Consider the following 2,964-nt stretch of genomic DNA (forward strand, 5'->3'; position numbering starts at 1 on the left):
CTCGTCAGCAAGGCCAGTTCACTGCCTCAGGTGCCTGTCAGGCCCGCCAGCACAGCGCAGCAACAGGTTCTTCGAGGTATCCACGTGACAAGGCTTTCCAAATCTGACAGCAGGAAACCTGCGTCCAGCTGGCAGCGTGAAGCCACGCAGGCTCCGTGATGCATCAAGCATGCCTCATCCCCAAACAACGTGACAATGCCGCTCAACCGAGTTCAGGCACTCCCACTTGGTCTGGATGACCTGTTGGAATCACGCCTGCCCCGGCTAGCCAACCCTCATCCCGCTCCCGTTTCCAGCCAGCCTCTCAGCGTGCCTCCCGCCGAACTAGTCGCCGTACCGAGGTGGGGATGTGGCTCATGGCCCAACGCAGCGGAGCCGTGATCCGCCACGTGGTGGATCGCAGTAGGCGCTGATGCTCCATACTGGCCACGCGCCAAGCGTTCTCCATCCGATCGCGATCGACCGTCATCTCCAGAAGCGCTGCAGTGACTCCCTCGACTTGACGGGCGGCCTCCTGGCGGTCCTCAAGGATGGTGACATCCTGCGCCTTGATGTAGTCCCTCTGTCGGTCGATCTCGGCATGCAGCCGCGCCGCCTCCTCCCGCAGCATCGCTGTACGTCGCGCTGCCGCCGCCCGCATCCGGCGCTCCTGCGTCACCGCCAAACCGTCTGCGCCTCCAGTCATGCCTGCGCCGCCTCGACGGCCCTGCGCCAGGGCGGAGTGCGCCGGGGCACTGACAGCTGGGCCTGGCTGTGACCGGTGTCGTCGTACAGCATCAGGTTTGGATTATGGTACGGGTCTTGCTCTAGCATCTCGCCCCAGCGGCGCTGCATGAAGCGCAGCTCTCCCTCAGCGCGCTGCCGCTGTGGTTCCGTTACGTCTAGCCCGCGTGAGGCACTCTCGCGGTGCGCCAACACGGCGTGTGGCGTCCATACGATGCGGTAGCCGGCATCCTGAATCCGTAGGCAGAGGTCGATGTCATTGAAGGCAACGGCGAGGCCTTCATCCAGCCCGCCGACCTCCTCATAGACTTCGCGGCGCAGCATCATGCAAGCGCCAGTCACTGCAGAGAGGGCCTGCGTCAGCGCCAGTTGACCGCCGTAGCCTGGGTCATTCGCTGGCGCAAAGCGCAGCAGGTGGCGAACGGCCTGCGGGCCGAACACGAGCCCAGCATGCTGCACGCCCTCGCCGGTTGGGTAAAGCAGCTTGGCGCCGACCATGCCGACCTCCCGCTGCAGAGCGAGTGCCGCCATCTCGCGGAGCCAGCCGGGTTCCAGCACCTCAATATCGTTGTTCAGCAACACCAGCATGCTGCCGCGCGCTTGGCCTGCCGCAAGGTTGTTCAGCCGGGGATAGTTGAACGAGCCGGGTGCTGACAGCACCCGCAGCCGGGGGTCCGCCGTCAGCTGCCGTAGCAGCGCCAGCGCCTCAGGGTCGGTGCTGCCGTTGTCCACCACCAGCACCTCCAGCCGGTCCGCCGGCCAATCGGTCATCTGCAGCAGACCCGTGCAGCAGGCCCGCAGCAGCTCCGGCCGGTCGCGTGTTGGAATGATGACAGAGACGGGCGGCAATTCCACAGGCAGCGGATAGACGATCTGCCAAGCGCTAGGCTGCAGCGGAGCGGGCCGCAGCCGCGCCTCTCCCAATCCTTCCGCAGCCAGCCAGTCACGCAGTGCACGCTCCCCATTTTCTCGGTAGCCGTCCTGCCGTTCGGGTTCTGCGCCGTCCTGCCCGTGACACAGCACGGTCGGCAGATGCACGATGCGATCCGGCGTGGTCGCCGCCGTAGCCCGTAGCGCAAGGTCCCAGCCCATGGCCGGCCCATATTCCGGCCTTGGCCCACCCAGCCGCTGCAGCAGCGACATCCGGTAGAAGCAGGGCTGACCTAGCATGTCATGCGTCGCCAGCAGTTCCGGGCTCCACAGCGGTTTGAACCGCGGCGTGTGACGGTGCCCGTCGGGGCCTAGGCGATCTTCGTCGGCATAGAGCACGTCGGGCGCTGGCCGCGCGCGGAGGGCAACTGCCACCTCATAGAACGTGTGCTCGGCCAGGACGGCACCGGGCTCCAGCAGTGCCAGCATCTCGCCGCAAGCCAGCGCAGTGACCGCCTGCGCGTCAGCCTGGGCGGACCAGCGGATGCGCGGGTCCGTGGCCATTGCCTGTTGTAGATATGGCAAGACGGCAGGTAGGTCTATGCCCCACAGCCATAGCTCCCAGCCCGGGTAGAGCTGATTGCGCAGGGCGTCGATAGCACGGCGGAGATCCTCCTGGCGCAGCTCTGGCACTAGTGGCATTGCCACGGACAACAGCGGTGGGTCGCGCAGGTTGACAAGGTCCGCTGTGATAAGCTGGCGGTCTTCATCGGTCAGGCTGCCGTGCTGTTGGACCCAGTCTTCATAGGCGTCGTAAATGCTCGGCGGATGCATGCGGCTTCCGGTGACTCCATGCCGGCCGTCTATGCCGGAATCTCAAAACTGGCTCCCTGGACGAGAGGGAAGCCATACAACCATATGAATGACTGATGTTTAAGCTAAATTCTAGGCGGCGTGGACAAAGCTGATCCACATGCGGATGGCAGGGTCCTGTTGCATCTTTTGCAGCCTGGCGGGATCGCGCCCAAGCCAGGGCATGGCAAAACAGCGGCTGGCGAAAGTTCAGGCGGATCTGAGCTTCAGGGGCCAGCAGTTCAGCGCCCAGGTGGATCCTCTGGGCGCTGAACTGTCGCCCTTTGAAAGACTCATCCGGCCTCACTGAGGTCACTCGCCGCAGTCTCGCCATGAAGGTTTGTACCCGCCCAGGCCAGCGCCACAAGTTCGCAACAGAACCGCCCGCTTTCCGCAAGCTGGTCTCTCTGCTCAAGCCTGGGGGGGACTGCTGGCCCTCGCCGGTGTTGTCAGCTATCGGCTACAGGGCGCGACTGCATGTCGCGCCCGGCCAAATCTATCAGATGGAGCGGCTACGGC

General features: G+C 64.7%; 2 protein-coding genes. Both read right to left on the reverse strand.

All coding sequences use genetic code 11. The features are described 5' to 3' along the window. Positions 1-304 precede the first annotated feature (304 nt). Entirely contained in the window at positions 305-685 is a 381-nt protein-coding gene (locus EBE87_RS28045; protein WP_147465068.1) for a hypothetical protein, read from the reverse strand. Continuing rightward, positions 682-2,427, reverse strand: a complete 1,746-nt coding sequence (locus EBE87_RS28050; RefSeq protein ID WP_120641152.1) for a glycosyltransferase family 2 protein — start codon at positions 2,425-2,427, stop codon at positions 682-684. Before EBE87_RS28050 ends, EBE87_RS28045 begins: the two co-directional genes overlap by 4 nt. Between the last annotated feature and the right edge of the window lie 537 nt (positions 2,428-2,964).

Origin of the sequence: Teichococcus wenyumeiae (assembly GCF_003696345.1) — a bacterium.
Classification (GTDB): Bacteria; Pseudomonadota; Alphaproteobacteria; order Acetobacterales; family Acetobacteraceae; genus Pseudoroseomonas; species Pseudoroseomonas wenyumeiae.